Annotated in this window: 24 protein-coding genes; 6 read left to right on the top strand and 18 right to left on the bottom strand. The window is 67.0% G+C overall.

The window, feature by feature from the left end:
* Positions 1 to 206 precede the first annotated feature (206 nt).
* From AWC27_RS09015 to disA, 3 genes are read left to right on the top strand one after another with little or no spacing between them, the layout of a single operon-like run.
* Complete coding sequence (locus AWC27_RS09015; RefSeq protein ID WP_085670158.1) at positions 207 to 758, top strand: copper chaperone PCu(A)C domain-containing protein; 552 nt, start codon at positions 207 to 209, stop codon at positions 756 to 758.
* A gap of 29 nt (positions 759 to 787) precedes the next feature.
* On the top strand, positions 788 to 2,212 hold the full coding sequence (gene radA, locus AWC27_RS09010; protein ID WP_085670157.1) for a DNA repair protein RadA: 1,425 nt from the start codon (positions 788 to 790) through the stop codon (positions 2,210 to 2,212).
* 4 nt (positions 2,213 to 2,216) lie between these two features.
* Complete coding sequence (disA, locus tag AWC27_RS09005; RefSeq protein ID WP_085670156.1) at positions 2,217 to 3,293, top strand: DNA integrity scanning diadenylate cyclase DisA; 1,077 nt, start codon at positions 2,217 to 2,219, stop codon at positions 3,291 to 3,293.
* A gap of 2 nt (positions 3,294 to 3,295) precedes the next feature.
* Here the strand turns inward: disA and AWC27_RS09000 are convergent, their stop codons facing one another.
* Positions 3,296 to 4,102, bottom strand: a complete 807-nt coding sequence (locus AWC27_RS09000) for a hypothetical protein (protein ID WP_139836863.1) — start codon at positions 4,100 to 4,102, stop codon at positions 3,296 to 3,298.
* A 98-nt stretch (positions 4,103 to 4,200) separates the two neighbouring features.
* The gene (locus AWC27_RS08995) at positions 4,201 to 4,824 is read right to left on the bottom strand and encodes a carbonic anhydrase (RefSeq protein WP_085670154.1); all 624 of its coding nucleotides are present in this window, start codon (positions 4,822 to 4,824) and stop codon (positions 4,201 to 4,203) included.
* On the opposite strand from AWC27_RS08995, the gene AWC27_RS08990 reads away from it, so the two are divergent.
* A complete protein-coding gene (locus AWC27_RS08990; RefSeq protein ID WP_085670153.1) occupies positions 4,823 to 5,746 on the top strand; it encodes an HhH-GPD family protein in 924 nt (307 codons plus the stop codon). The genes AWC27_RS08995 and AWC27_RS08990 overlap by 2 nt on opposite strands.
* Before the next feature lie 5 nt (positions 5,747 to 5,751).
* Here AWC27_RS08990 and AWC27_RS08985 read toward each other — a convergent pair whose 3' ends face one another.
* Together AWC27_RS08985 and AWC27_RS08980 are read right to left on the bottom strand one after the other, a co-directional pair.
* Positions 5,752 to 5,979, bottom strand: coding sequence for a PE family protein (locus AWC27_RS08985; protein WP_169726743.1), 228 nt, complete (start codon positions 5,977 to 5,979; stop codon positions 5,752 to 5,754).
* A 93-nt stretch (positions 5,980 to 6,072) separates the two neighbouring features.
* A complete protein-coding gene (locus AWC27_RS08980) occupies positions 6,073 to 6,834 on the bottom strand; it encodes an alpha/beta fold hydrolase (protein WP_139836858.1) in 762 nt (253 codons plus the stop codon).
* A gap of 14 nt (positions 6,835 to 6,848) precedes the next feature.
* On the opposite strand from AWC27_RS08980, the gene mhuD reads away from it, so the two are divergent.
* A complete protein-coding gene (mhuD, locus tag AWC27_RS08975) occupies positions 6,849 to 7,166 on the top strand; it encodes a mycobilin-forming heme oxygenase MhuD (protein ID WP_083115963.1) in 318 nt (105 codons plus the stop codon).
* Positions 7,141 to 8,502, top strand: coding sequence for a Cpe/LpqF family protein (locus tag AWC27_RS08970; protein ID WP_085670151.1), 1,362 nt, complete (start codon positions 7,141 to 7,143; stop codon positions 8,500 to 8,502). The genes mhuD and AWC27_RS08970 overlap by 26 nt, the downstream gene beginning before the upstream one ends.
* Here the strand turns inward: AWC27_RS08970 and AWC27_RS08965 are convergent.
* The 14 genes from AWC27_RS08965 to folK all read right to left on the bottom strand — a co-directional run bounded on the left by AWC27_RS08965 (position 8,499) and on the right by folK (position 22,311).
* On the bottom strand, positions 8,499 to 8,999 hold the full coding sequence (locus AWC27_RS08965) for a histidine phosphatase family protein (RefSeq protein ID WP_085670150.1): 501 nt from the start codon (positions 8,997 to 8,999) through the stop codon (positions 8,499 to 8,501). The genes AWC27_RS08970 and AWC27_RS08965 overlap by 4 nt on opposite strands.
* A 17-nt stretch (positions 9,000 to 9,016) precedes the next feature.
* On the bottom strand, positions 9,017 to 9,799 hold the full coding sequence (locus AWC27_RS08960) for a CbtA family protein (protein ID WP_085670149.1): 783 nt from the start codon (positions 9,797 to 9,799) through the stop codon (positions 9,017 to 9,019).
* Positions 9,800 to 9,802: 3 nt separating this feature from the next.
* Complete coding sequence (locus tag AWC27_RS08955) at positions 9,803 to 10,012, bottom strand: CbtB domain-containing protein (RefSeq protein WP_085670148.1); 210 nt, start codon at positions 10,010 to 10,012, stop codon at positions 9,803 to 9,805.
* Between the two features lie 261 nt (positions 10,013 to 10,273).
* On the bottom strand, positions 10,274 to 11,803 hold the full coding sequence (locus AWC27_RS32970) for a PE domain-containing protein (protein WP_169726742.1): 1,530 nt from the start codon (positions 11,801 to 11,803) through the stop codon (positions 10,274 to 10,276).
* Positions 11,804 to 11,888: 85 nt separating this feature from the next.
* Entirely contained in the window at positions 11,889 to 14,426 is a 2,538-nt protein-coding gene (clpC1, locus tag AWC27_RS08945; protein ID WP_085670147.1) for an ATP-dependent protease ATP-binding subunit ClpC, read from the bottom strand.
* A gap of 327 nt (positions 14,427 to 14,753) precedes the next feature.
* The gene (gene lsr2 / locus AWC27_RS08940) at positions 14,754 to 15,092 is read right to left on the bottom strand and encodes a histone-like nucleoid-structuring protein Lsr2 (protein WP_083116388.1); all 339 of its coding nucleotides are present in this window, start codon (positions 15,090 to 15,092) and stop codon (positions 14,754 to 14,756) included.
* A gap of 114 nt (positions 15,093 to 15,206) precedes the next feature.
* Positions 15,207 to 16,718: a lysine--tRNA ligase gene (gene lysS, locus AWC27_RS08935; protein ID WP_085670146.1), complete on the bottom strand. Its 1,512-nt coding sequence runs from the start codon at positions 16,716 to 16,718 to the stop codon at positions 15,207 to 15,209.
* A gap of 24 nt (positions 16,719 to 16,742) precedes the next feature.
* Positions 16,743 to 17,561, bottom strand: a complete 819-nt coding sequence (locus AWC27_RS08930; RefSeq protein WP_085670145.1) for a type III pantothenate kinase — start codon at positions 17,559 to 17,561, stop codon at positions 16,743 to 16,745.
* Between the two features lie 2 nt (positions 17,562 to 17,563).
* On the bottom strand, positions 17,564 to 17,995 hold the full coding sequence (panD, locus tag AWC27_RS08925; RefSeq protein ID WP_085670144.1) for an aspartate 1-decarboxylase: 432 nt from the start codon (positions 17,993 to 17,995) through the stop codon (positions 17,564 to 17,566).
* Complete coding sequence (gene panC, locus AWC27_RS08920) at positions 17,995 to 18,936, bottom strand: pantoate--beta-alanine ligase (RefSeq protein WP_085670143.1); 942 nt, start codon at positions 18,934 to 18,936, stop codon at positions 17,995 to 17,997. Before panC ends, panD begins: the two co-directional genes overlap by 1 nt.
* Positions 18,933 to 19,844 carry a Rossmann-like and DUF2520 domain-containing protein gene (locus tag AWC27_RS08915; RefSeq protein WP_085670142.1) on the bottom strand — a complete coding sequence of 304 codons (912 nt, stop codon included), beginning with the start codon at positions 19,842 to 19,844 and terminating at the stop codon, positions 18,933 to 18,935. The genes panC and AWC27_RS08915 overlap by 4 nt, the downstream gene beginning before the upstream one ends.
* Positions 19,845 to 19,944: 100 nt before the next feature.
* Complete coding sequence (locus AWC27_RS08910) at positions 19,945 to 21,225, bottom strand: DUF6779 domain-containing protein (protein ID WP_085670141.1); 1,281 nt, start codon at positions 21,223 to 21,225, stop codon at positions 19,945 to 19,947.
* An 85-nt stretch (positions 21,226 to 21,310) separates the two neighbouring features.
* Positions 21,311 to 21,787 (bottom strand): DUF3180 domain-containing protein, encoded by a 477-nt coding sequence (locus AWC27_RS08905; protein WP_085670140.1) that lies wholly within the window; start codon positions 21,785 to 21,787, stop codon positions 21,311 to 21,313.
* A complete protein-coding gene (gene folK, locus AWC27_RS08900) occupies positions 21,787 to 22,311 on the bottom strand; it encodes a 2-amino-4-hydroxy-6-hydroxymethyldihydropteridine diphosphokinase (protein ID WP_085670139.1) in 525 nt (174 codons plus the stop codon). The genes AWC27_RS08905 and folK overlap by 1 nt, the downstream gene beginning before the upstream one ends.
* Positions 22,312 to 22,373 lie beyond the last annotated feature (62 nt).

Genomic DNA, 22,373 nt, shown 5'->3' with positions numbered 1-22,373 from the left:
CGGCTAAGACGTGCAAGGAGCCGGCTTCTATAACGCCGATCACCCGGCCACAGCTGCACCAAACACCGGGCCGCACGGCGATCGATCGCGGGCCGCGCTACCGTCGGCATGACCTAGCTACTACTGTGCATAGTTGGCCCGTTGACCGACGGGCCCGTACCGCGTCATCCGACCTACAGTGCTCCAAGTCCAGCAGGAGGCATTGAGTGAACCGCTTGAAGACCCGCCTCCCATTGCTCGGGCTGGCCGCCGCTCTAGTGCTCAGTGGTTGCGGAGCCGGTCAGGTGTCCCAGACCGCGATGCAGGAGCCGGCCGTCAACGGCAACAAGGTCACCATCAAGAACGTGGCGCTGCGCGACATCCGGATTCAAGCGACCCAGACCGGCGACTTCATCCAGCCGGGCAAACCGGTGGATCTGGTGCTGGTAGCGGTCAATCAGTCGCCGGATGTGCCCGACCGGCTGACGAGCATCACCACCGACATCGGCACCGTGACCATGACCGGTGATGCGCGACTGCCCGCAGGCGGGATGCTGTTCGTCGGCGAGCCCGAAGGCCAGGCCGTCGCACCCGGCCCGCTGGGATCCAGCCAGGCCGCCAAGGCCAGCGTCATGTTGACCAAGCCGATCAGCAACGGCCTCACGTACAACTTCACCTTCACCTTCGAGAAGGCGGGTCAGGGCAGCGTGCTGGTCCCGATTTCGGCCGGCCTGACGCCGCCGCAGGAAGGCTCCCCCGCGCCGGGCAAGCATTCGTAGCTGTCACACCCGCCAGATACGGTCGCGGCGTGGCCAACACACGCTCGCAATACCGGTGCTCGGAATGCCGCCACCTATCCGCGAAGTGGGTGGGACGCTGCCTGGAGTGCGGCAGTTGGGGCACGGTCGAAGAGCTGGCCGCCCTCGGTTTGGCCGGCGGCCATCGCAGTAGCACACCCACATCGCAGGCGGTCCCGATCCGTTCGGTGCAACCGAATCTGAGCAGGCATCGCCCCACCGGCGTCGAGGAACTGGACCGGGTGCTCGGTGGGGGTGTGGTTCCCGGCTCGGTGACGCTGCTCGCCGGCGATCCGGGGGTGGGCAAGTCGACGCTGCTGCTTGATGTCGCCCACCGCTGGGCGCAGTCGGGGCAACGCGCGCTGTACATCTCCGGTGAGGAGTCGGCCGGGCAGATCCGTCTGCGTGCCGACCGGATCGGTTGCGGCGGCGGAGAGGTGTTCCTTGCCGCCGAATCCGATCTGCACGTGGTACTGGGTCACATCGACATCGTGCGGCCGGAGCTGGTCATCGTGGACTCGGTGCAGACGATGTCCAGCACCGAGGCGGACGGGGTCGCCGGTGGTGTCACCCAGGTGCGTGCGGTAACGGCCGCGCTGACTGCGGCTGCCAAGGCCAACGGCGTCGCGCTGATCCTGGTCGGTCACGTCACCAAGGACGGGGCCATCGCCGGGCCGCGCTCGCTGGAACACCTCGTTGATGTGGTGCTGCATTTCGAGGGCGATCGCAACGGTGCACTGCGGATGGTCCGCGGCGTCAAGAACCGCTTCGGCGCCGCCGACGAAGTCGGGTGTTTCCTGTTGCACGACAACGGGATCGAGGGCGTCGCCGACCCGTCGAACCTGTTTCTGGATCAGCGGCCGGCGCCGGTGCCCGGCACTGCGATCACGGTGAAATTGGACGGAAAGCGTCCGCTGATCGGAGAGGTGCAGGCGTTGCTGGCGACACCGCCCGGCGGCTCGCCGCGACGAGCGGTCAGCGGCATCGACCACGCCCGGGCCGCGATGATCACCGCGGTCCTGGAAAAGCACGCCCGGCTGAACCTCGCCGTCAACGACATCTACCTGTCCACCGTGGGCGGCATGCGGTTGACCGATCCATCCTCGGATCTGGCCGTGGCTATCGCGCTGGCCTCTGCGTATGCGAACCTGCCGTTGCCCACCACCGCGGTGATGATCGGCGAGGTCGGCTTGGCGGGCGACCTGCGCCGGGTCAGCGGCATGGACCGGCGGCTGGCCGAGGCCGCCCGCCAGGGGTTCAGCATCGCGCTGATCCCACCCGGGTGCGACGCGGTGCCGGCGGGGCTGCGTGCCCTGTGCGCCCCCACCATCGTCGCGGCGCTGGAACACATGATCGACATCGCCGACCACCGCAGCGCCGGCCCGGCAAAGGTGCACCGGCTAGACACCCCGCCATCGCCCGCCCAGCGGACGTAGCAGAATGCACGCTGTGACTCGTCCGACCCTGCGAGAGGCTGTCGCCCGCCTGGCACCGGGAACCGGGCTGCGCGACGGCCTGGAGCGCATTCTGCGCGGCCGTACTGGCGCCCTGATCGTGCTCGGCCACGACGAGAACGTCGAGGCGATCTGCGACGGCGGATTCTCCCTCGACGTCCGGTATGCCCCCACCCGGCTGCGCGAGCTGTGCAAGATGGACGGCGCCGTGGTGCTGTCCACGGACTGCAGCCGGATCGTGCGCGCCAACGTGCAACTGGTCCCGGATCCATCCATCCCGACCGACGAATCCGGGACCCGGCACCGCTCGGCGGAACGCGCCGCAATCCAGACCGGTTACCCGGTGATCTCGGTCAGCCACTCAATGAACATCGTGACGGTCTACGTCGGCGGCGAGCGGCACGTGCTGACCGACTCGGCGACCATCCTGTCGCGCGCCAATCAGGCCATCGCAACTCTGGAGCGCTACAAGACCAGGCTCGATGAGGTCAGCCGGCAACTGTCCAGAGCCGAGATCGAAGACTTCGTCGCGCTGCGCGACGTGATGACGGTGGTGCAGCGCCTCGAATTGGTCCGCCGCATCGGTCAATCGATCGACTACGACGCCGTCGAACTGGGCACCGACGGCCGTCAGCTGCGGCTGCAGCTCGAGGAGTTGCTCGGCGGTAACGACACCGCCCGCGAGCTGATTGTGCGCGACTACCACGCAAACCCCGGCCCACTGACCAAGGCGCAAATCGATGCGACACTGGACGAACTGGACTCGCTGTCGGACAGCGACCTGCTAGAGCTCACCGCGCTGGCAAAAGTCTTCGGATACCCGACGACGGCCGACGCACAGGACTCGGCGCTGAGTCCCCGGGGCTATCGCGCGATGGCCGGTATCCCCAGGCTGCAGTTCGCCCACGTCGACCTGCTGGTTCGATCGTTCGGAACTCTGCAGGGCCTATTGGCCGCTAGCGCCGGAGATCTGCAGTCAGTCGACGGGATCGGTGCCATGTGGGCCCGGCACGTGCGAGAGGGGCTATCCCAACTCGCCGAGTCGACTATCGCCGATCACTAGAACTAGCCCCCGTTGGCGGGTGAGCCCGCAGGCGGCGCCTCGGGCGGCGGCGCGAGCGCCGGCCCCGGGGCCGGTACCGGCCCAGGCGGTGGCGGCGGCTGGTTGAGCACGAACGGAACCGGCTGCGAACGCAGATTGCCCAGCTGGACCACCAGGTTGTAGGTCCCCGGTCCGATGGCCGGACGCGGCAACGGGCAATGCGGAGCCGATCCCATCCCGGTCCAGGTCACCGCAGTGGTCACCTGCTCCCCGGGCGTGAACGTCTTGACCAGCGTCTCATTGGACGGCGCGCAGTCCAGGTTCGACCACAGCCGCTTGTTGTCCAGCGAGTAAACGTAGGCGGCCAGCACCGCGGCACCGACATCGCGTTTGCAGGACACCAGCCCGATGTTGGTTACGACCATGGTGAATTTGGGCTGGTCACCGATGTAGTACTGCGGTGAATTGGTCAATCCCTTGACGGCCAGCGTCGAATCCGGGCAATCGTCGCCTTCTTTGAGCACCGGCGGCGGCTGTACTGCGGCGGTCGGCGTCGGGGATTCGGGGTTCTGGCCCTGCGGCGCCGGCGCTGCCGGGGTGTTGCCCTCGGGCTGCCCGGCCGGCGGCGGCGCCGCAGGCGTGGGCGCATGCGCCTGAGCGCTACCCGGTTTCTCGGCGTTGGCCGGCTTGGCCCCGGCACTGCTGCTGACGAAGGCGATGATGGTGGCGACGGCGATACCGACCACGACGACCGCGATGCCCAGGGCTAGCCCCCTGCGCCGCCAGTAGATCTCAGTCGGTAGCGGGCCACGCGGTTCCAGATCCAGCACGTTCACACCGTAGGCCCAGGTCACGTCGACGTGTTTGACCCGCCTCGGCGTGTCGCAAGGTTAGCTGGGACCCGAGTCGTGTAGGAGCGGGGCGAAACTCAGACGTGTTCGCTGATTTGGCCGACGTGATCGCGCAGCACCGCCCGGCCATCAGCCAGGTGATACGTGACGCCGACGATCGCCAGGCTGCCCGCTGCGACGCGTTCGGCGATGGCCGTCGAACGGGCCATGAGCTGCGCGACCGTTTCGTGGATGTGGCGTTCCTCGAACTCGTCAGTACGGGTCAGCCCGTCGCGCCTGCCCAGCAGAATCGACGGGGCAACCCGCTCGACCACATCGCGAACGTAGCCGCCCGGCAGGTTGCCCTGGTCGAGTGCGGTCAGCGCGGCATTGACCGCGCCGCAGCTGTCGTGACCCAGCACCACCACCAGCGGAACATTGAGCACTACTACCGCGTATTCGATGGAGCCCAGCACCGCGGCGTCGATGACATGGCCGGCGGTGCGCACCACGAACATGTCGCCCAGCCCCTGATCGAAGATGATCTCGGCCGCGACCCGGCTGTCCGCGCAGCCGAAGATCACCGCCGTCGGCTTTTGTCCGGCGGCCAGGCTTGCTCGATGGTCGACGCTTTGACTGGGATGGGCGGGCTTACCGGCGACGAATCGCTCGTTACCCTCGTTGAGTGCTTTCCATGCGGTTGCTGGATTGGTGGTGGGCATGGCACTCATTGTGCCGCAAACTTGTGCCGCGAATCCGAATGAAGCTGACATGAACATCGCTGCGACCGAGCTTGTCGACTGGTACGACCGATCGCGCCGCGAGCTGCCGTGGCGCGAACCCGGTGTCAGCGCATGGCAAATCCTGGTCAGCGAGTTCATGCTGCAGCAGACCCCGGTGGCCCGGGTGCAGCCGATCTGGCAGGACTGGGTACGGCGCTGGCCCACGCCGTCTGCCACCGCGTCGGCCAGCACGGCCGACGTGGTACGCGCCTGGGGAAAGCTCGGTTATCCGAGGCGCGCCATGCGGCTGCACGAGTGCGCCACCGTTATCGCGCGCGACCATGACGATGTGGTTCCCGACGACGTCGATGTCCTGCTGAGCCTGCCGGGCGTTGGAAGCTACACCGCGCGGGCGGTGGCGTGCTTCGCCTATGGCAAGCGGGTGCCGGTGGTGGACACCAATGTGCGTCGGGTGGTCGCCCGCGCCGTGCATGGCCGCGCCGACGCCGGGAACCCCTCAGCCACCCGCGATCACGCCGACGTCGCCGCGTTGTTGCCGAAAGATGAAGTGGCACCACAGTTTTCAGTGGCGCTGATGGAACTGGGCGCAACGGTGTGCACCGCCCGGACGCCACGGTGCGGCCTATGCCCGATTGGCGAGTGCTCCTGGCGACAAGCGGGTTATCCGCCGGCCGCCGGTCCGCCACGGCGGGTGCAGCGTTACGCCGGGACCGACCGCCAAGTCCGGGGCCGCTTGCTGGATGTGTTGCGCGCCAATAGTTTTCCCGTCACTCGCGCCGAGCTCGACGTGGCGTGGCTGACCGATACCGCACAACGCGACCGGGCACTGGATTCGCTGCTCGTCGACGGCTTGATCACCCAGACACCCGACGGCCGGTTCGGGCTGGCGGGCCAGGAGTAGCGGAGTCAGCAGTCCAGCAGTGTCCGGATCGCCGCGTTGATGACCGGCGAGCTGGCGTTGAGTGCGGTCATGAACCCGTCATGCAGCACAGCCGTTTGGGCGCTGAAGGTTTGATAACCCAGCCACTGCCCGTTCAAGATCTCAGCCAGGTGCGCCGAGAACTCATCGGTGGCCGGGCCCGTCACGCAGGTAGTCGCGCCGGCAGTTTCCGGCATCGCCAATACACGCGGCATCTGCATCCTCCTCACAGCGGCGGTGTGCAGTCAGCATCCTTGGCGACGAATGGACAAATCTTGAGGACTGCAGGAATGGGCTGGTCGCAGGCTTTATGCCAGGAAGGCTTCGACGGCACCGCGATATACCTGCGGCGCTTCGTCGTGTATCAGGTGGCCCGCGCCGGGTACGCGTAGATACGTTGTCCGGCGGTCCGTTTGAGCCATTTTCTGCATCTGCCCCGGCGGCGTCACCGAATTGCCGGCCTCGATGAGCAACGCCGGCGATCGCACGGCGGCCCACTGCGACCAGTAGTCACGGGTACCCCATTCGGCGGCGATCTCTATCCATCGGGAAGTGTGGCCGTGCAGGCGCCAACCGGTGGCGGTGCGGTCGAATGATTCCAGGAAGTACTGCCCGGCCACCGGCCCAAACTCGGCGAATACCTGTTCGGCGGAGGCGAATTCAACCGGAAGGGCGTGCAGCCAGGGCTCCCAGGGGCCGGTGGTGCGGCCGACGAAGTCCGGCGCCATGTCCTCGACCACCAGCGCCCTGACCAGCTCCGGCTGCTGCGCGGCCAGACACCACGAATGCAGGGCGCCCATCGAGTGACCGATCAGCGTCACGGGCCCGCGCAGCGCGGCCACGGCGGCACCGAGGTCCGCTACAAAACGCTCGGTGCTTATCGGGTATAGATCGTCGACGTCACGACCCCGATGCCACGGAGCGTCGTAGGTGTAGACCGCACCTATCCGGGTCAGCCACGGTAGCTGACGCGACCAGGTGGTACCCCGGCCCATCAGGCCGTGCACCAGGACCAGCGGCCTGCCCTGTCCACCGCGATGGGTCAACAGATCGGCGGCCATGCCGGGCACGGTAACCTAGCGACATGCCAGTGGTGAAGATCAACGCAATCGAAGTACCCGCGGACGCTGGCCCCGAACTGGAGAAGCGGTTCGCTCACCGCGCTCACGCGGTGGAGAACTCTCCGGGTTTCCTCGGCTTCCAGCTGCTGCGTCCGGTCAAGGGTGAGGACCGCTACTTCGTGGTGACGCAGTGGGAATCTGAAGAAGCCTTCCAGGCATGGGCCACTGGGCCAGCGATCGAAGCGCATGCCGGACACCGGGCCAACCCGGTGGCGACTGGGGCGTCGCTGCTGGAATTCGAGGTCGTGATGGACGTTGCCGGGACCGGCAAGGCTGAGTAACAGCGCACGGCGCCTGCTGGCGCTGGGTGCCACAGCTGCATTAGTCGCGACCCTGGCCCCAGGTTGCGCCTCCTCTCCGACACCGTCGGCGAACGCGGCGAATCCGAGTCGCCAAATCGACACTCGAACCCCGCCCGGTGTGCGCGCCCAGCAGACGCTGGACATGCTGAACTCGGACTGGCCGATCGGCCCGGTAGGAGTTCGCACCCTGACCACGGCCGACCAGGTCGACTCGGTCAAGACCACCATGGAGGCGCTGTGGTGGGACCGACCCTTCACCCTCGCCGGTGTGGACATCGGCGCCAGCGTCGCCACGCTGCACCTGATCTCGTCCTACGGCGCGCAACAGGACATTCGTATCCATACCGACGACACCGGCCTAGTTGACCGGTTCGACCTGGACACACAACCACCGCCGAAGATCGCTTCGTGGCACGACATCGACGCCGTGCTGAGCAAGACCGGCGCCCGCTACTCGTATCAAGTCGCCAAGGTCAACAACGGTCACTGCGACCCAGTGGCGGGTACCAACACCGGCGAATCTTTGCCGCTGGCATCGATTTTCAAGTTGTATGTCTTGCACGCACTGGCGGGTGCGGTCCGCAGCGGCACCGTGTCCTGGGACGATCTGCTGACCGTCACCGCCAAGAGCAAGGCGGTGGGCTCCTCCGGCCTGGAACTGCCCCCCGGAGCACAGGTTTCGGTGCGCACGGCCGCCGAAAAGATGATCGCCACCAGCGACAACATGGCTACCGACTTGCTTATCGGACGGATGGGCACGCACGCCATCGAGGAAGCGCTGGCCACCGCAGGCCATCACGATCCGGCCAGCATGACCCCCTTCCCCACCATGTACGAGCTGTTCTCCGTCGGTTGGGGTCAGCCGGATCTGCGCGCCCAATGGAAGCAGGCTCCGCCACAAGTGCGGGCACAGCTGCTGGCGCAGGCCAATTCCACGCCCTACCAACCGGATCCGACCCGCGCCCACACCCCGGCTTCCACCTTCGGCGCGGAGTGGTATGGCAACGCCGAGGACATCTGCCGGGTGCACGCCGCGCTGCAGGCCGACGCCGTCGGCAAGGCGGCACCGGTCAAGCAGATCCTGTCCGCCGTCGCCGGCATCCAGCTGGATCGCGAGGTATGGCCGTATATCGGCGCAAAAGCCGGTGGCCTGCCCGGAGATTTGACGTTCAGCTGGTACGCCGTGGACAAGACCGGTCAGCCGTGGGTGGTGAGCTTCCAGCTGAACTGGCCCCGCGATCACGGCCCCACGGTGACCAGCTGGATGTTGCAGGTGGCCAAGCAAGCCTTTGCGCTGGTGGCGCCCCCGGGCTAGAGCCGCAGCGTCCAGCCGCCCGCGCGGTGATGCATGACCGTTGGGCTGACCGGCGCAATGTCTATGCGCCAGAACGATTTCGGCGGCGCGCCGAGCGTTATCAGAATCGCGGCCCGGATCACCGCGGGATGCGTCACCGCAACGGTGTTGCCGGCCAGGGAATCCAGCCAGCCCGCCACCCGGTCGACGAGTGCGACGATCGACTCACCGCCATGCGGCGCGGCCACCGGGTCGGTAAGCCACTCCTGCAACTCTTCGGGGTCGATGCCGTCGAGCCTTTCGCCGCGCCACCTCCGGCAATCGAGATCAGCCAGCAGCGGTTCAGTTATCGTATTGAGCCCTAATAGCTTTGCGGTCTGGCAGGTGCGTCGCTCCGGCCCGGCGAGCTGGACAACGTTGTCGCGGATAGCCAGGCGCGCTGCGCGTGCCTGCCGTAGGCCGAGCTCGCTGAGCGGCTCGTCGGCCGGGAAACGCGCGCCCGCCATTGCCTCGGTCATCGCATGCGACACCAAAGTCAACCGGATGACTCGACCCTTTCGGCGGACTCGCCCAGCAGCCGGGCCGCGAGGCTGGCGAACACCAGCCCGAGCGTTGCCCACAACACCAATTGGGTACCCAGTGAAACAAGCCTGAAGTCGTAGAGGACGTCGGCGGAGAAGCCGGGATAGATGATGGTTCCGGAGGGATCGCGCAGGGGTGCGGGCGTCTCGGCCACCGTCGGCAACACCAGCATCGCCAGCGCGGTGGCCACGATATAACAGCCGGCGGCGGTCAGCCCGGCGTTCCATGCGCCAAGTCGCGCCGCCAGCTTGCGGGACAGCCATACCGCGGCGATCGCGAATGCCACCGACGCGACGACCATCACCAAGTACCACATGGTGCGGGCGCCGATGGTGTCGGCTTGACCGACCGCCGGCGGATTGGGCGGGTACTTCAGGAACGGCACCAGGTACACCACGGTGAAGGCCGCGGCCGCAAGACGCAGTGAAAACGCCCGTGGCCCAGCGCTTCCCATGCGGCCGTACCCGACACAGAAGGCGACCGCGAACAGGGCGCCCATCGCGATGCCGAAAATCAGTACCCCGAAACCCAATCCGGCATTGCCCTGCACGCCGCGGCTGAACAGTTCGACGCCGTGCTCGTGTACGCCCTGGGCGTGCGCGACTTCGGTGCGGCCGTCCTCGTATTCGATTGCGCGGCCGATGACGGGTTCGGCGAACAGGCGGGCGAGGACAAACGCGAGCACCGCGGCTATCGCACCCGCCAGGAGTCCGCGTGCTATCAGACGCTTCTCCACGGATCAGTGGCAGGGGAAGCCGAGCAGATGCCTTGCGTCGTGGAAGAATTCGTGCACATGCGAGTCGCTGCCGAACAGCGACACCGCGCCCTGGTCGATGCCGACGAAGTACAGCGCGAGCAGCGCGAAGAAGGCGGTGGCCGCCAGCCACAGCGCCGCACCCGCTGCCGACAGGTCAACAGTTCCGGCCCGGGCCGTCTGGGAATTCGCCACAGTCCACTCCTTCTGGGGTGTTTCCGCCGCTAGTCGACAACGACCGTCAGTGTAGACGCCGGTTTAGCGGAGGTCGATGTGGCGGTCAACCGGATCAGGCTCCACGGCCGTCGACTCCTGCCGCGCCCGGGGCGCCTAGATTACCGTGGCTGCCCTGGCCGCCGCTATTGCCGTTGACGGCACCCGGTCCACCCGATCCGTTGCCACCGTCGCCGCCGGTCCCGCCGTCGCCGTACCCGCCACCTGCGCCGCCGAGTGCGCCTATGCCACCGCTGCCGAAACTGCCCGCGTGACCGCCCAGCAGGCCGCTAGCACCGCCGGCTCCGCCGATACCGCCATTACCGCCGGCACCACCCTGGCCTCCGTCGCCACCGGCGCCGCCGTTTCCGCCATTGCCACCACCCCCGCCGCCGTCAGCACTGCTCCCATTTGCGGAGCCGCCAGCACCGCCCAGGCCGCCCATGCCGCCCATGGCACCGTCGCCACCGATCGCGCCGTTGCCTGCGCCGCCGCCCGCCCCGCCGTCGCCGAACAGGAAGCCACCCCGGCCACCCGCACCGCCGTTGCCGCCCGATCCGCCGGCACCACCCGCGGCGCCGACCCCGCCGGCACCGCCGTCACCGCCGTTGCCGCCGGCGGTGCTGCCCGCAAGGTGAATGCCCTGGCCGCCGACACCGCCCGTGCCGCCTGTCGCACCGATCCCACCGACCCCACCGGTACCACCGTGACCACCCTGGCCGGCGTTAGCCTCCGCGATGCCACCGGCGCCGCCGGTGCCGCCCGCACCGCCCGGGCCACCGGCTCCGCCGGTCCCACCGGCTCCGCCGGTACTCGGGCTATAGGAATAAACCGCGCCGCCGGTGCTCCCGGGGCACCGGGGCCACCGGTACCACCGGTTCCGCCGGTGCCCCCGGTGGCAGGCGAAAAGGACAGATTGCCGGGGCTTCCGATACCACCGGCGTTGCCGCCGTTGCCACCGATCTGGCCGAATTGGTTACCGTCTTGCCCCGGGATTCCAGCACCGGTGGTCCCGTCGGTGCCACCACTGGGCGCCTGAGTGAAGGTGGTAGCCGACGTCGGATTGACTCCCGGCGCACCGGCAGCAGCGTTAGCGCCCAGTCCGCCTGCCCCGCCGTTGCCCCACAGCCAGGCGTTGCCGCCCGCCCCGCCGCTACCGCCGTTGGTGCCCGGCGTGATCGCGGTGCCGCCGTTGCCGCCGATGCCGCCATTGCCACGCAGGAAGCCGCCCGCGCCGCCACCACCACCGTTGCCGCCGGCGCCACCGGCCGCGCCGTTGCCACCGTTGCCCCACAACCCGGCGGCTCCACCGCTTCCGCCCGCCTGACCGCTATTGATGCCGGGGGCGCCGTTACCGCCGTTGCCGTAGAGGATCCCGCCGGCGCCGCCGTTCTGGCCGGGCATGGTGCCATTGGCGCCGTCACCGATCAAGGGCCGGCCCAACAGCAGCTCGGTAGGGGCATTGATCGCACCCAGCAGCGCCTGCTGGACATTCGTGGCCTCGGCGGTGGCGTAGGCGCCGGCACCCGCGGTCATCGTCTGCACGAACTGAGCGTGGAACTCAGCTACTTGCGCGCTCAGCGCTTGGTATGCGTGCGCGTGCGAGCCGAACAATGCCGCCAGGGCGGCCGACACCTCGTCGGCGCCGGCGGCCAGGACCCCACTGGTCGGAGCGAGGGCCGCCGCGTTGGCGGCGCTGATGCTCGAACCGATGTTGGCGAGGTCCGTGGCTGCAGCCGAAAGGAACTCTGGAGCCGCCACCACGTACGACATTGGGCACCTTTCGCGACGTCAGGACTGTCGCGAAAGATGTTGCCCAGCGCATATTGCCTAATTCATGAATATGCAGCTCGAACGGCTATTGCGGATCCGACCCCTGGCTGTGGGCGCCGGCCTTGGCCAGATCCGTCTCCGCCGGCGGCTTGCGGGTACCGGTGAAGGTGAAGACCGCCTCCTCGCCGGCGCCTTCGCCGTCCCAGTTGTCCACGTCGACGGTGACGACCTGTCCCGGACCGACCTCCTCGAAGAGGATCTTCTCCGAAAGCTGGTCCTCGATCTCGCGCTGGATGGTGCGCCGCAACGGACGTGCACCCAGCACCGGGTCGAAGCCGCGCTTGGCCAGCAGTGACTTGGCCTTGTCGGTCAGCTCCAAAGCCATGTCCTTGCTCTTGAGCTGGTTGGCCACCCGGCCGATCATCAGGTCGACCATCTGGATGATCTCTTCGCGAGTCAGCTGGTGGAAGACGATGATGTCGTCGATGCGGTTGAGGAACTCCGGCCGGAAGTGCTTCTTCAGCTCGTCGTTGACCTTCTGCTTCATCCGCTCGTAGTCGTTCTCGCCGCCACCCTTGGTGAAGCCGAGACCGACCGGCTTGGAGATGTCGGACGTGCCCAGGTTCGACGTGAAGATCAGCACGGTGTTCTTGAAGTCGACAGTGCGGCCCTGCCCGTCGGTGAGCCGGCCATCTTCGAGCACCTGCAACAGGCTGTTGTAGATCTCCTGGTGTGCCTTTTCGATTTCGTCGAACAGCACCACGGAAAATGGCTTGCGCCGGACCTTTTCGGTGAGCTGGCCGCCCTCCTCGTAGCCGACGTATCCAGGCGGAGCACCGAACAGCCGTGACGCGGTGAACCGGTCGTGGAACTCGCCCATGTCGATCTGGATGAGGGCGTCGTCGTCGCCGAACAGGAAGTTGGCCAGCGCCTTGGACAGTTCGGTCTTACCGACACCGGACGGACCGGCGAAGATGAACGAACCCGACGGCCGCTTGGGGTCTTTCAGCCCGGCGCGGGTACGACGGATGGCCTTGGACACCGCCTTGACGGCATCCACCTGGCCGATGATCCGCTTGTGCAGCTCGTCTTCCATGCGCAGCAGGCGAGTGGTCTCGGCCTCGGTGAGCTTGAACACCGGGATACCGGTCCAGTTGCCCAGCACCTCGGCGATCTGCTCGTCGTCGACTTCCGCGACCACGTCGAGATCGCCTGAGCGCCACTGCTTTTCACGCTCGGCACGTTGTGCGACGAGTTGCTTCTCCCGGTCGCGCAGGCTGGCCGCCTTCTCGAAGTCCTGGGCGTCGATCGCCGATTCCTTCTCCCGGCGCGCCTCGGCGATCTTCTCGTCGAACTCACGGAGGTCTGGCGGCGCGGTCATCCGGCGAATCCGCATCCGGGCGCCGGCCTCGTCGATCAGGTCGATTGCCTTGTCGGGCAGGAAGCGGTCGTTGATGTAGCGGTCGGCCAAAGTGGCTGCGGCGACGATCGCGGAGTCGCTGATCGAAACCCGGTGGTGGGCCTCGTAGCGGTCGCGCAGGCCCTTGAGGATCTCGATGGTGTGCTCCACCGTGGGCTCACCGACCTGCACCGGCTGGAAGCGGCGCTCGAGGGCGGCGTCCTTCTCGATGTACTTGCGGTACTCGTCGAGGGTGGTGGCACCGATGGTCTGCAGCTCGCCGCGAGCCAGCTTGGGCTTGAGGATGCTGGCCGCGTCGATGGCACCCTCGGCGGCACCGGCGCCGACCAGGGTGTGCAGCTCGTCGATGAACAGGATGATGTCGCCGCGGGTGTTGATCTCCTTGAGCACCTTCTTCAGGCGTTCCTCGAAGTCACCGCGGTACCGGGATCCGGCGACCAGCGAGCCCAGGTCGAGGGTGTAAAGCTGCTTGTCCTTGAGTGTCTCGGGAACCTCGCCGTGCACGATCGCCTGCGCCAGGCCTTCGACGACGGCGGTCTTGCCGACGCCAGGCTCGCCGATCAGCACCGGGTTGTTCTTGGTGCGGCGGCTCAGCACCTGCATCACCCGCTCGATTTCCTTCTCGCGGCCGATGACCGGGTCCAGCTTGCCTTCCATCGCGGCGGCGGTCAGGTTGCGGCCGAACTGGTCGAGCACCAATGACGTGGACGGAGAGCCGGACTCGCCGCCGCGGCCACCGGTACCCGCTTCGGCGGCCTCCTTGCCCTGATAGCCGCTCAGCAGCTGGATCACCTGCTGGCGCACCCGGGTCAGCTCGGCGCCCAGTTTCACCAGCACCTGGGCCGCAACGCCCTCACCCTCACGGATCAGGCCCAGCAGGATGTGCTCGGTACCGATGTAGTTGTGGCCGAGCTGCAGCGCCTCACGCAGGCTCAGCTCGAGAACCTTCTTCGCGCGCGGGGTGAACGGGATGTGCCCGGACGGCGCCTGCTGACCCTGGCCGATGATCTCCTCGACCTGGCTGCGCACGCCTTCCAGCGAGATGCCCAGCGATTCCAGCGACTTGGCTGCTACACCTTCACCCTCGTGAATCAGACCCAGCAGGATGTGCTCGGTGCCGATGTAGTTGTGGTTGAGCATCCGGGCTTCTTCTTGCGCCAGCACCACGACCCGGCGGGCACGGTCGGTAAATCGTTCGAACATCGGTCGCTACCTGCTCTCCCTCAACATCGGTACGTACCTTTCTAGCGGCCTTTAAGCAGCCTCGCCGGTCCCTAGGGGCCGGAACTGCGTACCTGCAGTCCACTGTAATGGTCGGCCTGCCAGGGTTCATAACCTTGCGGTCTCAGCCCGCTTACCGACGCAACAGGTTAACGAGGAAAAACACCGGCGCGTTTCCCGCAATGACGGGCGTTCAGTTCGCCTGGAGCGAAAACATAAATCCGGCGCCCAGGCTGAATGCCTGGGCGCCGGATAAAAGACCAGATCGCAATGCGGCGAAGCGGGTCGCGACCATAGAGTGTGGTGCGGCTAGGTTGCCGCGTGGAATGCGTCGATCACGTCTGCCGGGATGCGGCCGCGAGTCGACACGTTGTGCCCGTTGCGGCGGGCCCATTCCCGGATCGCGGCACTCTGCTCGCGGTCGATTGCACCGCGGCCGCGGCCCGAGCCGGAACGCCCGCGCCGGCGACCGCCAACACGGCGGCCCGCAGCCACCCATTGCTTCAAGTCGCCGCGCAGTTTCGCGGCATTCTTGGAAGAAAGGTCAATCTCATAGGTCACCCCGTCAAGCCCGAATTCGACCGTTTCGTCAGCGGCGCCGGCACCGTCGAAATCATCGACCAAGGTGACGGTTACTTTCTTCGCCATGTGGCTTACCCTCGCGTTTCTTCCTGTGCAGTTACTGTCCAGTTTGGATGACTCCCCGGTGACTAATCTGCCATAGGAACGCAAAATGCACAATCCGACACAACACGGGAGAGTTCAGTTCGAGTGTGGCCGAACAATCGGGAACAAAACTGTCTCCCTAATTGACAGACCAGTCAAAGACATCAACAACCGATCGATACCCATTCCAGTTCCCGTGCATGGCGGCATCCCGTACTCGAGAGCGGCGAGAAAATCTTCGTCAAGTAACATCGCCTCGTCATCCCCAGCGGCTGCCGCGAGAGCCTGATCTGCGAATCTATCCCGTTGCACGACGGGATCGTTTAATTCCGAGTATCCGGTTGCCAGTTCGACTCCGTGCAGGTAGAGGTCCCACTTCTCGGTCACACCGGCGATACTGCGGTGCTGCCGGGTCAATGGAGTTGTCTCAACCGGAAAATCCTTGACAAATGTCGGCACGGTCAAGCTCTTGCCCACTGAGTGCTCCCAGAGTTCCTCAACGAGTTTGCCGTGACCAACACCACGGTTGTCCGGAATCTCTACACCCAGTCGATCTGCTATGGCACTTAAGCGCTGGAACGATGTGTCCGGTGTGATCTCTTCACCAAGCGCCGATGACAGTGACGGGTACATTTGTATAGTCGCCCATTCTCCGTCGATGTCGTAGACACTGCCATCGGGCATCGGCAGTTGTCTGGTCCCGATCGCCTCGTCGGCTACCTCTTGAATAAGTTCGCGCGTGACGACTGCAGAATCTTCATACGTTCCGTAGGTCTGGTAGGTCTCCAGCATGGAAAATTCTGGAGAATGCGTTGAATCGGCGCCTTCGTTTCGGAACACGCGATTTAGTTCGAAGACCTTGTCGAATCCACCGACGATGCATCGCTTCAGGAACAGTTCCGGCGCGATGCGCAGGTAGAGATCGATGTCGAGCGCATTCGAATGGGTGACGAACGGCCGGGCCGCGGCGCCACCGGCCAGCGTCTGCAAGATCGGCGTCTCGACTTCGAGGAACCCGCGCCTTTCCAGGCCATTGCGGATCGCGCGAATAACCGCGATCCGTTGCCGGGCCACATTGCGCGCCTGCGGGCGCACGATCAGGTCGACGTAGCGTTGCCGAACCCGCGCTTCCTCGCTCATGTCCTTGTGTGCGACGGGCAGCGGCCGCAGCGACTTGGCTGTCATCCGCCAGGAATCAGCCAGCACAGATAGCTCCCCGCGGCGAGAATTGATCACCGCACCGTGCACGTAGACGATGTCGCCGATATCGACGTCGGCCTTCCATGCGTCCAGGGCCTGCTGGCCCACCTTGTCCAGGCTGATCATCGCCTGCAGCTGGGTCCCGTCGCCGTCCTGCAGCGTCGCAAAGCACAGCTTTCCGGTGTTGCGGGCGAACACCACCCGGCCGGCCACCCCGACGATGTCATCGGTCGCCTCGTCGATCGCCAGATCGGGGTGGGCGGCGCGGACCTCGGCCAGGGTATGGGTGCGCTGCACCTCGACCGGATAAGCCTCGTGCCCGTCGGCCAACAGCCGAGCGCGCTTGTCCCGGCGAATCCGGAACTGCTCAGGAAGCTCCTCGGATCGGGCTGGGTCAGCGGCACTCACGACGTGCCAGCTTAAATGACAGCGTTAGCGCGCGGACTTCAGCCGTCCGCGCTGTGCTTCCTGATTACGTTCGAAGACCAGCCGCAGACCGTGCAGGGTCAGGTGCTGGTCGAAGTGGTCGACGGTGTGCAGTTCGGGCAACAACAGCGGCGCGGTGTGGCCGGTCGCCACGACGGCCACGTCGTCGCCACCGGAGAATCCCTTGACGTCCTCGCGGATCCGGCCGACCAAACCGTCGACCAGCCCGGCGAATCCGAACACCGCGCCGGCTTGCATGCATTCCACGGTGTTCTTGCCGACCACCGAACGGGGGCGGGACAATTCGACGCGGCGCAGCGCGGCCGAGCGGGCGGCCGCCGCGTCCGACGAAACTTGGACACCGGGCGCGATGGCGCCGCCGAGAAATTCACCCTTGGCCGACACCACATCCACGCAGATCGACGAGCCGAAATCGACCACCACGGCGGCCTTTTGGTACTTGTGAAAGGCCGCCAGGCAGTTCACGATCCGGTCGGCACCCACTTCTTTGGGATTGTCCACCAGCAGTGGAATCCCGGTGCGTACACCGGGCTCGATCAGCACATGCGGCACCGAAGGCCAGTACTGGTCGAGCATGATCCGCACCTCGTGCAGCACCGATGGAACGGTGGACAGTCCGACGGCACCGGTAAGCCGCTCGGAATCCTCGCCGATCAATCCGTCAATGGTCAGGGCCAGTTCGTCGGCGGTGACTTCGGATTCGGTGCGAATCCGCCACTGCTGCACTACTTTTGCGTAGTCTTTAGCTCCGGATATCAGGCCGACGACGGTGTGGGTGTTGCGGACGTCGATCGCCAGCAGCACGGTTACCGCACACCGATCCGGGGGTCTAGCAGCTCCCCCATACTGGCTGGGACGCCATCGGGCACGAAGGCCGGATCGTGGCCCAGGTCGATCTGCTTGTTGTCGGCGTCGACGAACACGACGCGTGGGCGGTAGGCGCGGGCTTCGGCGTCCTCCATGGTCCCGTAGGCGATGAGGATGACCAGGTCACCGGGGTGGACGAGATGTGCTGCGGCACCATTGATTCCGATCACACCGCTGCCCCGTTCGCCGGTGATGGCGTAGGTGACCAGGCGGGCACCGTTGTCGATGTCGACGATCGTCACCTGCTCTCCCTCGAGCAGGTCGGCAGCCTCCATCAAGTCAGCGTCGATCGTTACCGAGCCTACGTAGTGCAGGTCGGCGTGGGTGACGGTGGCGCGGTGTATCTTCGACTTGAGCATCGTCCGTAACATCAGTTCCTCCAATGTGTTTGGGCGTATTCGGCCCGAGATTCGTCCGGCCCAGCGGTGCCGGCGATATTTCCGATCTGGATTTCGACGTTGTCGAGCAATCTGGTGGTCCCCACCTTCGCCGCAACCAGCAGCCGGCCAGATTCGTTGGGCTGCAACGGGCCAAGTCCGGGATCGCGCAGCTCCAGGTAGTCGACCGAGACGCCGGGCGCAGCGTCGAGCACCGCGCGGGCCGCGTCCAGCGCGGCCTGGGCACCGGCCGCCGCGGCATGCGCACCGGCCGTCAGCGCCGCGGACAGCGCCACGGCCACTTCCCGCTGCGTGGGGTCGAGGTAGCGGTTGCGCGACGACAACGCCAGCCCGTCAGCTTCCCGGACGGTCGGCACGCCGACCACCTGGACGTCGACGTTCAAGTCCGCAACCATCTGCCGGATCAGCACCAGCTGCTGGTAGTCCTTCTCGCCGAAGAACGCCGCATCCGGGCGCACGATCTGGAACAGCTTCAGCACGACGGTTAGTACCCCGGCGAAATGCGTTGGGCGCGAGCCACCTTCGAGCTCAACAGCCAACGGGCCGGGCTGCACGGTGGTGCGCAGGCCATCGGGATACATGGCCGCCGCACTGGGCGCGAAGACGATCTCGACCCCTTCGGCTCGCAGCATCGCCACGTCGTCGTCCAGGGTGCGCGGGTAGGCGTCGAGATCTTCCCCGGCGCCGAACTGCAACGGATTCACGAAGATCGAAACCACGACCACCGAGCCGGGGATCCGCTTGGCCGCCCGCACCAGGGAGATGTGACCCTCGTGCAGAGCGCCCATCGTGGGCACCAACATCACCCGTCGGCCGGTGTGGCGCAGTGCACGGGTGACGTGACTGACGTCACGCGGCGCCGAATACACATTGAGCTCGCCGGGCTTGAATACCGGCTTCTTCCCCGCGTTCATGGCGCCAATACCTCGACGACGTCCTGGGGAGCGTGCGCGCGCTGCGCCGTCCGCAACGCGTTCATCCGGTATGCCTGTGCCAGTTGCGGATCCACCTTCGCCAGTGCGGCCAGGTGCCCGGCTACCGCGGCCGCATCGCCCCGGGCGATCGGCCCGGTGAGCGCAGCCTGGCCGCGCTGCAGCGTGTTTTCCAGGGCCGCCCGGGCCAGCGGTCCCACAATGCGTTCGGCGATGCCGCCGGGCTGGTCGTCGATGAGTTGTTGGCCGAGCAGTTCGGTACCGCGCAGTGCGGCGCGTAATGCCTCGACAGCGTCGGCCAGCACCGTCACCAGGTGGTTACTCGCATGGGCCAGGGCTGCGTGGTAGAGCATGCGGGTCTGTTCACGCACACTGAACGGCTCCCCGCCCATCTCCAGTACCAGTGACTGCGCGATCGCATACCCGACCTCGTCGGCCGCGGTGATGCCGAAGCAGGTGTCGGGCAACCGGCTGATGTCCTCGTCGGAGCCGGTGAACGTCATCGCCGGGTGGATGGCCAGCGGTATGCAGCCCTGCTGCGTCAGCGGCGCGAGTATGCCGATTCCGTTGGCGCCGGACGTGTGCGCCACGATCGTGCCGGGCCGTACCGCCGAGGTCGCCGCCAATCCCGACACCAAGCCGGCCAGCTCGCTGTCGGGAACCGCCAGCAGCAGCAGCTCGGCGCCGCTGGCGACGTCCTGCGGCGGTAGTACCGGCGTGTCGGGCAGGCGGCGCTGCGCCCGCTGCACGGACGCGTGCGAAATGGCGCTGCACGCCACCACGACGTGGTCGGCGCGCTCCAGTAGAACTCCCAGCGCGGTGCCCACCCGGCCGGCGGAGACGATGCCCACCTTGAGCCTGGCCGGGCGCAAACCGTCGAACTGCACCATCGCAGACGACCTCACATGTTTATTCGTTCGTTCCAGTCCCGTGTCGCGGGTACCGGACGGTCACTAAGACTGTAGTCGATTTGGGCGGCTGGACCCAGCCTCACCCATCGCGGCGACGACGCCGCCCACCCCCGGAAGGCTGCACCTGCAGCCGCGCCATCAGGTCGGCGACCGATTGTCCACCGGTTTGTGATGTTCGTCCCTCTGGCTCGTCTGGGACCTGAGGAGCCTCCTCGGGGCTGCGATGCCGGGGCGCGGGTTCGGGAGGCGGCGGTGGCGCCAGTCGCGGCGCTGCCGGGCTGACACCGCCCAGACCGGCCACCCCGTAGTCGCGGTAGTCCGACGAATGGCGAGACCGGGACCGACGGCCGCCGTATTGCGGCGCGCCTTCCGGTCTTAGGTCGACGTCGCCCAACTGCGGTTCCACCTCGTCGTCGGGATCGGCATCCCGGTAGCGCCGCCGCCGGCCCGACGGCGGGGCGGTCGGTTGGGGCGGTGGGGGCGACCCGGCGTCGGCCGATATCCAGTGGCTGCCTGGCGTACCAGGCGGCAACCACTGCCCTTCAGCGGCTACTGGCTGCCAACCCGACGGCTGGGATGCCGCCACCGGAGGGGGCGGCGGCGGTGGCGCTGGGGGCCGGTGGCGCGGCTCGTAGAACGGATCTTGCTGGGGTGGCGGCGCATATGCCATCCGGACCGGCTCGGGCGGCGGTGCGGGCTGCCGGGGCGGCAACAGGGGCTCCTCCGGCACATCGATGATCGTGGTTTCGTCGGGGCGGCCGGCGGTGTCGTCCGGTCGGACCGCGTTGACCCGGTCGCTGGACACCCAGTCCGCCGGCGGGTTCTCCCGACTCGGAGGCTGGGCCCCGTTTTGGGTGTGGGTTGCGCCGCGGTCCGTCAGGACACGTGCGCCGTCTCTCTCCACCGTCTCGAGGGCCGGGCGGTGTTGCAGATCGGCATCGAACAAGATCTCCAGGCTGGTGCGCAGCGACGACAGCTCAGCCCGCAGCGCCGCAACCTCGTCGGCGGCCGCACCGCGCAGCTCGGTGGCCAACTCGCGGCGCAGCTGAGATTCCACGGTCAGTTCGTACTCGCGCCGCGCCGAGATCTCCCGGTCCAGCTGAAGGTCGTAGACCAGCTTCAGATCGCGCACCTTGGCCTGGTCGGCTTCAGCTTGCCGGCGGTAGAGCACCGACACGAACGCGCCGGCTACCGCGGCCCACAGGGCCAGGATCACAGCGAGCTTGAGCAGTTCCACGCGGTTGGTGAAAACCAGCGCGGAACTGGCCCCGATTGCGAGGACCAGCAACGTCGTCAAGAGCACCCAACCCGGCCTGCGGCCGCCGCGCCGGACCCGGGCGCCGCGGGACAGAACGGTCATGGCCTGACTGTACCGGGCGAGGTCACTCCGCGTGTCGCGCTAGTCCGGCGATTCTGCTGCCCAGTTTGGAGACCCGCTGAGTTCGCTAGGTTTCGGCGCCCTCGCCGCGCTCGGTGGGATCCGGCGGGGACTTGCAGCAATGTTGCAGCCAAAGCGCGGCAACCACCAATGCCAGCGCGCTGACGGCCGCTACCACCGCGCCGGCCGTGTCCTCGGCCACCGCGCGCTGCCACGACCGCCGCGGCAAGAAGTACACGAGCACCCCGACCCACCAGCCCAGCACCAGCGCGCCCACCCACGCCGACGCCTTGGCAATGATCAGGCTGCGCGCCACTGCCAGGGGGTGCAGCCAATCCGGCGCGTCTCCGATCTCGCCCTCGTTGATCTTGGTCCGTATGTAGCGACCCCACAGCGCCTCGGCGATGGCGACCGCCAGCAGTGATATCCCCGTCCACACCGTGATCGGGGGAAACCACCGGTACAGCTGCCCGACCAGCAGGTAGCCGATCACCGCAGCGCCGATCATCGCGGCCGTCAGGTCACGTCTTCGAGTCGGTCCCATCAGCTAGCCAGCACCTGCGGGTACAACCGGACGCCCTCCCGTTCGGCCGGGTCCAGCTCGGCGAGGAGCTCGGCCACCGGCCGCGGCCCGCCTGCGAGCGTCAGTTCGGCGTCGGGCTCGACGGCCAGCCACGGAAGCATGACGAACGCTCGCTGCTCGGCCCTGGGATGCGGCAGGGTCAGGTCGCTGTCGCTGGCGATGATTTCCGCGGCCCCGCCCGGTTCCGTCCGGTGGCAGGTGATCAGATCAACGTCGAGAGTGCGCGGACCCCAGCGTTCGCCGCGCACCCGGCCCGCGGCCTCTTCGGCCGCTTGGGCACGACGCAACCAGTCGTGCTCGTCGCAAGCCGGATCCTCGGCGATCAGCACCGCGTTGAGGAACGGGCCCTGCTCGACGCCACCCCAGGGATCCGTCTCGTACACCGGGGAAACGGCAATGACCTCGCCGAGTCTGTCGACAGCTGACTGTAGCCAGCCCAGGCGGTCACCCAGGTTGGAGCCGATGGACAGTACAACGCGAGTCATCTGCGCCGCTCCTCCTCATCGCTGAGCTCTGCATCGTCGCCGGCGCGGGTCATCCGCGCCGC

It is taken from the genome of Mycobacterium szulgai, from assembly GCF_002116635.1.
Classification (GTDB): domain Bacteria; phylum Actinomycetota; class Actinomycetes; order Mycobacteriales; family Mycobacteriaceae; genus Mycobacterium; species Mycobacterium szulgai.
Note: the sequence above shows the minus strand (reverse complement) of the source record. Positions and strands in the feature narration are given on the sequence as shown.

Excerpts from the sequence above, each read along its gene's own strand:
- AWC27_RS08915 (WP_085670142.1), bottom strand. The coding sequence starts at position 19,844 with ATGGTGCAGTTCGACGGTTTGCGCCCGGCCAGGCTCAAGGTGGGCATC.
- folK (WP_085670139.1), bottom strand. The coding sequence starts at position 22,311 with ATGACTCGCGTTGTACTGTCCATCGGCTCCAACCTGGGTGACCGCCTG.
- AWC27_RS32970 (WP_169726742.1), bottom strand. The coding sequence starts at position 11,803 with ATGTCGTACGTGGTGGCGGCTCCAGAGTTCCTTTCGGCTGCAGCCACG.
- AWC27_RS08995 (WP_085670154.1), bottom strand. The coding sequence starts at position 4,824 with ATGCCCACCACCAATCCAGCAACCGCATGGAAAGCACTCAACGAGGGT.
- AWC27_RS08910 (WP_085670141.1), bottom strand. The coding sequence starts at position 21,225 with ATGACCGTTCTGTCCCGCGGCGCCCGGGTCCGGCGCGGCGGCCGCAGG.
- clpC1 (WP_085670147.1), bottom strand. The coding sequence starts at position 14,426 with ATGTTCGAACGATTTACCGACCGTGCCCGCCGGGTCGTGGTGCTGGCG.
- mhuD (WP_083115963.1), top strand. The coding sequence starts at position 6,849 with ATGCCAGTGGTGAAGATCAACGCAATCGAAGTACCCGCGGACGCTGGC.
- AWC27_RS08985 (WP_169726743.1), bottom strand. The coding sequence starts at position 5,979 with ATGCCGCGTGTATTGGCGATGCCGGAAACTGCCGGCGCGACTACCTGC.
- panC (WP_085670143.1), bottom strand. The coding sequence starts at position 18,936 with ATGAACGCGGGGAAGAAGCCGGTATTCAAGCCCGGCGAGCTCAATGTG.
- AWC27_RS08965 (WP_085670150.1), bottom strand. The coding sequence starts at position 8,999 with ATGACCGAGGCAATGGCGGGCGCGCGTTTCCCGGCCGACGAGCCGCTC.
- disA (WP_085670156.1), top strand. The coding sequence starts at position 2,217 with ATGCACGCTGTGACTCGTCCGACCCTGCGAGAGGCTGTCGCCCGCCTG.
- AWC27_RS08905 (WP_085670140.1), bottom strand. The coding sequence starts at position 21,787 with ATGGGACCGACTCGAAGACGTGACCTGACGGCCGCGATGATCGGCGCT.
- lsr2 (WP_083116388.1), bottom strand. The coding sequence starts at position 15,092 with ATGGCGAAGAAAGTAACCGTCACCTTGGTCGATGATTTCGACGGTGCC.
- panD (WP_085670144.1), bottom strand. The coding sequence starts at position 17,995 with ATGTTACGGACGATGCTCAAGTCGAAGATACACCGCGCCACCGTCACC.
- AWC27_RS08990 (WP_085670153.1), top strand. The coding sequence starts at position 4,823 with ATGGCACTCATTGTGCCGCAAACTTGTGCCGCGAATCCGAATGAAGCT.